6 protein-coding genes and 2 pseudogenes are annotated in these 6,478 nt (G+C 60.4%); 2 read left to right on the top strand and 6 right to left on the bottom strand.

Features of this window, described 5'->3' with window-relative positions:
• Positions 1 to 552 precede the first annotated feature (552 nt).
• From ABIB91_RS23750 to ABIB91_RS23735, 4 genes are all read right to left on the bottom strand, one after another.
• Complete coding sequence (locus ABIB91_RS23750) at positions 553 to 1,629, bottom strand: relaxase/mobilization nuclease domain-containing protein (RefSeq protein WP_354167340.1); 1,077 nt, start codon at positions 1,627 to 1,629, stop codon at positions 553 to 555.
• On the bottom strand, positions 1,626 to 2,144 hold the full coding sequence (locus tag ABIB91_RS23745; protein ID WP_354167337.1) for a MobC family plasmid mobilization relaxosome protein: 519 nt from the start codon (positions 2,142 to 2,144) through the stop codon (positions 1,626 to 1,628). The genes ABIB91_RS23750 and ABIB91_RS23745 overlap by 4 nt, the downstream gene beginning before the upstream one ends.
• A gap of 424 nt (positions 2,145 to 2,568) precedes the next feature.
• Positions 2,569 to 3,549 carry a ParB/RepB/Spo0J family partition protein gene (locus ABIB91_RS23740; RefSeq protein WP_354167334.1) on the bottom strand — a complete coding sequence of 327 codons (981 nt, stop codon included), beginning with the start codon at positions 3,547 to 3,549 and terminating at the stop codon, positions 2,569 to 2,571.
• Entirely contained in the window at positions 3,539 to 4,300 is a 762-nt protein-coding gene (locus ABIB91_RS23735) for a ParA family protein (protein ID WP_354167332.1), read from the bottom strand. Before ABIB91_RS23735 ends, ABIB91_RS23740 begins: the two co-directional genes overlap by 11 nt.
• A gap of 664 nt (positions 4,301 to 4,964) precedes the next feature.
• On the opposite strand from ABIB91_RS23735, the pseudogene ABIB91_RS23730 reads away from it, so the two are divergent.
• Together ABIB91_RS23730 and ABIB91_RS23725 are read left to right on the top strand one after the other, a co-directional pair.
• Positions 4,965 to 5,169: pseudogene (locus ABIB91_RS23730) on the top strand (WGR domain-containing protein).
• A gap of 104 nt (positions 5,170 to 5,273) precedes the next feature.
• Positions 5,274 to 5,599 (top strand): annotated as a pseudogene (locus ABIB91_RS23725) (HU family DNA-binding protein).
• On the opposite strand, the gene ABIB91_RS23720 reads toward ABIB91_RS23725, so the two are convergent.
• Positions 5,596 to 5,739 (bottom strand): hypothetical protein, encoded by a 144-nt coding sequence (locus tag ABIB91_RS23720; protein ID WP_354167329.1) that lies wholly within the window; start codon positions 5,737 to 5,739, stop codon positions 5,596 to 5,598. The pseudogene ABIB91_RS23725 and the gene ABIB91_RS23720 sit on opposite strands and share 4 nt — an antisense overlap.
• Positions 5,740 to 5,801: 62 nt before the next feature.
• On the bottom strand, positions 5,802 to 6,113 hold the full coding sequence (locus ABIB91_RS23715; RefSeq protein WP_354167326.1) for a DUF736 domain-containing protein: 312 nt from the start codon (positions 6,111 to 6,113) through the stop codon (positions 5,802 to 5,804).
• Between the last annotated feature and the right edge of the window lie 365 nt (positions 6,114 to 6,478).

Below are 6,478 nucleotides of genomic sequence, written 5' to 3'. Positions count from 1 at the left end.
CATGCACTACGATCTCGGTTACTTCGATCTGGAGCAGAAAACCTTGCAGCCGCTCGACAACCCGTTCGGCCCGAAGCCCGTCACCGATGTCTCAGCTGCCACCGCAGCGCCCTGAGCGCGACGCGCTCTCGTGCATTCTTGGCATGGCAGGCCCTTTGCTTGGCTCCGCTGTCGCGGTCAACCCCCGAAGCCCACAGGGGCGCGGCACGCGCGGGGTTGATGGCGACAGCGCGAGCCAAGCAACAATGGCCAGGCCATAGATGCGTCTCGCCGGAACACAGCAGATCGCTGACCAGCGGCCTCAAACTGGATCGACTTTTGGAGTAAACGACTTTGAAACCCCTCGACAACCCGTTCGGCACGAGGTTGTCACCCATGTCTTAGGTACGACCTGTTACCTATGTCTCCGGTCTGGACAATAATGAAAGTGGTTGCGGGGATAGGATTTGAACCTATGACCTTCAGGTTATGAGCCTGATAGAGTCTTTAAATGGCCTTGACGCCCTCCGATATCTACATAGATCATCTCTAGTTGGGAATATCTGACCCCACCTATCTGGTCCGCTCGTCGCCTCGTGTTTTGTCGCGCCGCTCTGCATGAACGTCCTGCTTTACGTCTCGCCGCCGGCTACTGGCCAGTTCCGAAAGCTCGTTCTTCAGCTCATGCCGGCGAGTTTCAACAGCGGGCATGTCGTTGACAAATTGCCCGATCTGTCGCGCTAGCACCTGATCTGCCGCCGCTCCCGAGCGCTGAAGCTCGGCAGCATAGTCCAGATATCGCCGCCGGATCGCATCCTGACGTGACCTAATCTTTTCATCCCAAGGATGTTTGGCAGTCCTGCCGCCCCTCACCTCCGAAAGCACCTCCTCTCGAGCGAGCCTATCGACCTCCGGCGTGATCTTTCGCTTGCGCAGAGCGAGCACCGCCCCACGATGTGCCTTCCGAACCTGGCCACGGGTTCGCCGGGGCGTCGCCTCCGCTGCAATCCCGCGAAGCCGGAGTTCGCCTGCAAACCGCTCCCGCCATGCCTGCAGATCCGCCTTCCGAGGGTTGAGTCGCCTACCGTCTTGGCCCAGGGACCGGACGGTCAAGTGCACGTGCGGATGCTTGTCATCGAGGTGCTGAACGAAGACGTAGTCGTGGTTGTAGCCAAACGTCTCGATGGCAAAAGCCCGGGCTGAATCCTTAACAGCGACCGCATCGGTACCAGCCGGCATCGACAGAATGATGTTGATCGAAAGCGATCCATCCCGGCGACGCTTGTTGTCGAGACCGGCATCATCCTCCCAGCGTTGCTGCAGATCCTTTAATCCGGAACGACCCGTCAGAGCCGCACCTTGCTCCGTTTCCGCATCGAGTTCGCCGTTTCGCATGATGTATGCCAGGTGCGACTTGAGATGCGCCACGCCCTTGGTGCGACCGGTGATCTTGACCATCACCTCTGGTGCCCGGCGAACGATGCGTTCGAGCTTTGCGCGCATCGCCGGCGTAAGGCGTCCGGGAGCGGCCGGATCGGGGATATCCCATTCGGCCCGCCGCGGGCGCCGATTGGGCGTTTCCCAGACATACGAGATCGGCGGAAGTTCGGAGGCCAGGTCGGTCGGACGCGGCGAGTGGCGCCGGCTCATCGCCGCCCATCCCAATAATTCGCGTTACCACGCAGCGCATTACGTAGTTGCGAGAGTTCTGTTTCAATGACCAATTTGGCCTCTCGAATTACTGACAGATCGGGCTCAACCGCCCTGCCCTGCAGCACACTCGTGTTTGCGGCACGCGCGATCTGGTTGACGTTGCCACCGATCCGGTTGAGCTCGCGAACGATCGCGCGAAGCGCCGCATGCTCATCTGGGGAATGCTGCACTGGCGACCCCAATCGTGAGCGCACCAGGGCAACGATCCAGCCGGTTCGGGTCATGCCACGCTGATGTGACACTTCAGCGAGCTGCCGCATCTCACTCTCGCGAAACCGCACAGTCACCTTCTCCGGCCGCCCGACCGGCAACGCCAAGATGTGCGGCGCTGGTGCAGCTAGGGCATCAGCAATGAGACGCCGCAGCAGCGCGGACTTGCCGCCTTGCGTAGCTGCAAAAGCGGAGAACTGCGCCGCGACTTCGTCGGGGACGCGAAGCGAGATCAGAGCCATGCACTCCGATCCCAATCGCGATGTAATACATCGCTGGCGCGAAGCCTATCCTGCACTAGAAAACGCGAATTTCTCCACCCCCTCCATGTTGGTTCAAGCCAACGAGTTCGGCTTTCAAAGATCGGAAGTTGCGGCAGGTGAGATCCAACCCAGCCGACGATCGATACGGAGAATGCCTCTTGGAATGACGCAGCCGCCGCCGCTGCTCCTTGCTTTCCACGAACGCCGTGCGCGCAGATCGGCAATATTTGCACCGAATATGTGGACCGCGGCTTTCCAGCAGCCTCCGGCCTCTCTACAGCGCTGTGGGGGGCGCGTTCGGCCTCCGGCTGCTGCGCTGGCGCGCCATCCTTCGGATGGGAAATCCGCTCCGCCGGCGCACCAACTGTAGCAGCGATTCTGAGGAAGCTCTCTAACACAAGCTTCATGCGAACAGGATCTCTTCGATTGTGATGGTCGATGCTGGAACCTCTTCCGCCTCTGCTGCGCCATCAACCAACAGTACTGCGTGCCGAGAGCCTTGAGACGCGAGTCGATCGACCAGAAGGCAGCCAGTGCGATCTTGGTGACGCACTCTGATCGTCAGTGACGTGCTCATTCGCTCGTTTCGATCGACCGAAGAGCTGGGGGGCTTCTCCACGGTCGCTGTTAGACGATCTCTCTCTATGGGTCGCAATGCCGCTTGCGGTGCGACTGGGCTTGCCGGTGGTTGATCTCCAGGGGACCCCTCGCCATCAGCAGGGGAACCGCGAACTTCCGTCCGAACTTTGCGAGCCAATTGACGGGCGTGGGCGTCGGTGAAGCTCTCCTGCGCTGCGCATAAAGTCTCGATGGCGTTGGGCTGCTCACGCCAGGCCTGGTAGAGTTCATACACAGCACGGATCGACGAGCCGGCAAGCTTCGATCGGAGGAACTCCGGCATGCTCTGGACCGACGCGTAGCGAGACACCCAGTCCCTGGGCTTGCCGAGCTTGCGTGAGATGTCAGCTTGGGTATCACCCTGCTCCAAGCGGCCCGCGATGAACGCCGCAATTTCGGGGGTATTGAGGTCGTCGCGCTGGATATTCTCGATCATCTGAACATAACGATCCGCAGAACCAACGGCATGAATGAACGCGGGGATGTCACGTAGCCCGGCGCGCTTGGCAGCACGATACCGCCTCGCGCCCATGATGATCACGTACTGGCCTTCATCGGCCGCTTGCCGCAGCACGATCGGTTGCAGCACGCCATGCTGACGGACTGATTGCGCAAGCTCCTCGAGCTTCTGTTCGTCGAAACTGCGGCGCGGCTGGTCTGGATCTTCGTCAATACGGTCGATGGCGATGCAAGCCGCTTGTCCGGTTGTGGCGGCACCATCTTCGGCGGCGTCGATGAGCTGCTTAAAGCTGAGATCAAGCGCCATGGGCCGGCTCGTCCATCTGCGCGACGATCTTGGCGAGAACATCGCGGATTTCCCGACCAGCCTCCTGCGCAGAGCGGCGCTTCAGCTTCCAGACCGGCACGCGCTCGGCGACGGCCTCAGCGTAGCCGTCCCTTGCAACAATCTGGCCCGGAAACACATATTTGCCCGCCTCGCGCAACACTTGCTCAAGATGGCTCCTTTGACGGGGCGATTTCGTGTTGAAGTTCGAAGGCAGCAACCCGAGGAACTTCGTATTCTGGCGGCCGTAGCGCCTCTGCACGCCGATCACGGTCTGCATCAGACCTTTGACGCCCTTGATCGAATAGTCCTCCAGATAAATAGGGGCCAGCACATGCGACGCCGCCACCAAACAGCCGACACTGCGCAGTCCAAGTGATGGCGGCGTATCGATGACGCAGGCATCGAACTGATCCGACGCGATAGCGAGGTTCTCTTGCAGAGTCGTTATGGCGGCCGCACTGCTGCGATCGAGATCGGTCAGCGAGCTATCGGCCGGCGCGAGCGTTAGGCCTTCATCTTCCCGAGGTACGACCCGAGTTCCCGGCTTGAACAGATCCGCGGCTAACGTTGAACCGGCGTAGTGCCTCAACGTATCCGACGCATTGCTTTGCGCATCAACGTCCATCACGAGAACGCGGCGATTCGCTTCCGCCAGGAACCAGCCCAAATGCACCGCGAGCGTCGTCTTGCCGACCCCGCCCTTTTGATTGTTGATGACAATGGTCTTCATCTTAAGCTCCGAAATGGATCTAACGGTGCGGGGGCCATGTCCTTGTCCATCATGTCCTGTGGGATGTTGGTTTGAACCAACAGACGATTGCGAATCCGATCACCGGAACGATCCCGGAATTCGTCCGGCGAATCCCCTGCCACAAGAGTCAGGTCAGCCCATAGCCATCGAGGAAAATTCTGACGAAGTGAGCCGGCAATCGTGCTCGTTGCTGGTCGCTCCGCGATAGGTCGCGAGAGGATCGTCACGCGAAGGCGCGGAGACCGCTTGTGGGCTCCGGGAGCGTCGCCGCGGCGGCGCGAGTAGAGCCGGCCCCGAAGGGGCTCGCCCAAGCAGACAAGGCTGTAAGAGCCGCAGAAAGCTTTGAATTAAGAGCCGATCTCTTGCGGGCGGCTGTTTTGATCGGGGCTGGTGCAATGGCAAGCTAGGCATTGCGACGCGCGCGCCCCGATGGCCAAGTCTCCATCGAGAAGAGATTTCATCCGGCAATAGGAGACGGGCCGCGGCATTTCCGGCGCAACGGACCTATTTGTAAAATGAATCGATCTGCCCGGCCGATTCATAAAACTCATTGGACGCGGCTTCCCTCGGAAGCGAGAATCTGTCCGTGCCGAAACGCGAACCAGAACCGCTTCATCTGCGCCGCATCGTTGCCGCGCGAAATATGCGGCGGTTTTATGCGCTGTCCACGCAGCCCACTTTGTTCGGAGAAACGTCGTTGGTCCGCAATTGGGGCCGGATCAGCACGAGTGGCAAGACCATGGTGCAAACCTTTCGATGGTCGTGCGGACGCGATCGAAGCGTTCGTACGCCTGGAGCGTGCCAAGCGGAGGCGCGGTCACGCTGTCACGGACGAAAAACCGTCTTAGTCTGATAATTGTCCGAGGATTGCCGCTCTGCCCGTGATGCCGGCTCTATCTGTTCCACGGTCTTGGTGTCGGACGAGCAAAATCCAGACAGACGGAGTTCGCCCATGACGACCGCCAATGAGATCACCGAAAAGATCGCAGCCGAGAACGACCTGACAAAGACTCAGGCGAAAGCCATCGTCGATAGCGTTTTCAAGGCGATCGCTGATGCGGCCGTGAGCGGAGCCGAGACGAGCCTTCCCGGGTTCGGCAAGTTCAAGAAGGATCGCCCCGCCGTGACGGCCGCAATCCATCGACCGGTGCAACGATTGCGATCGTAGCTTCCAGGAAGCTGACTTTCACACCTGCGAAAGCCATCAAGGTCGGTCTTAACGAGGAGGAGCGGACGGTAACGACGGAGCATCGCAAGATGCAAGACGAGCGGGCTTAAGCCCCCTCCTCGGCTGCAAGCGCTTCGTCGCGTTGGCGGACGAGTTCGGCCAGTTCGACTTCGAGCGCCTTGCGCTCCGCCGGCGTGAACACGCAGTCGCGCAGCTCGGCGCGCAATTCTTCAATGGTGTCGACAGTCATGATCGCATCTCGATAGAAGGGAAGCGGGCCCCGCCTTGCGGCGGAGCCGACTTCCTGGAGCTTCAGTCCCGGTTCGGCCGGGACCAGATCAGTTGGAGACCTTCCGCACCTTCGACCTCAATCAGGGTGGCGTAGATCGGAGCCGGGAAGCTCGGATCGTCCAGCTTGACGGAGAGGTAGTCGCGCTCGGTGTCCTTGGCGGTCTTCTGCCAGGCGGCGCCCAACTCGACGTTGCCGGAGTAGATGCGGAAGTGCGGTCCCTTGTCGGAAGGGGTGTCGAGGCGGATCAGCTTGGCCTTGACGTTGAGGTTGAGCGTCTTGATCGCGCCAGAGAAGCCATTGCGCGTGGAGGTGAAGGTGCCGATGGTAGCCATTCTCTCATTCCCTTGGTTTTCTCGGGCCGCGCCTATCGCGACCTCGATGGCGGTCGTGAGACCGAAGGCGATCGACCTGCACCCAAAGGGCCGAAATGAAATGGAGGGCGGCCGGCCGCGACTTTCTTGGACCGCGAGGAATGGTGCGCAGCGCCAGGGGAAGAAAGTCGAGGACGGACGTTGCAGGGACAAGATCGAGAGCCCGCAGAGCGGGATCGGCCTTCGGTCAGACCAGCCTTTATCGAGGACGCTGATGGGTGCGCCCGTCGCGAAAACACATGGAATGAAAGACAGGCGGCCTTAATCCGTTCGGCCATTCGGCAACGGGCGTGGCAGCAAAATGCGGCTCAGCTTAAGTTAGGTCA

This window comes from Bradyrhizobium sp. JR4.3 (genome assembly GCF_040547695.1).
Lineage (GTDB): Bacteria > Pseudomonadota > Alphaproteobacteria > Rhizobiales > Xanthobacteraceae > Bradyrhizobium > Bradyrhizobium canariense.
This window is presented reverse-complemented; position numbering and strand designations above follow the sequence as displayed.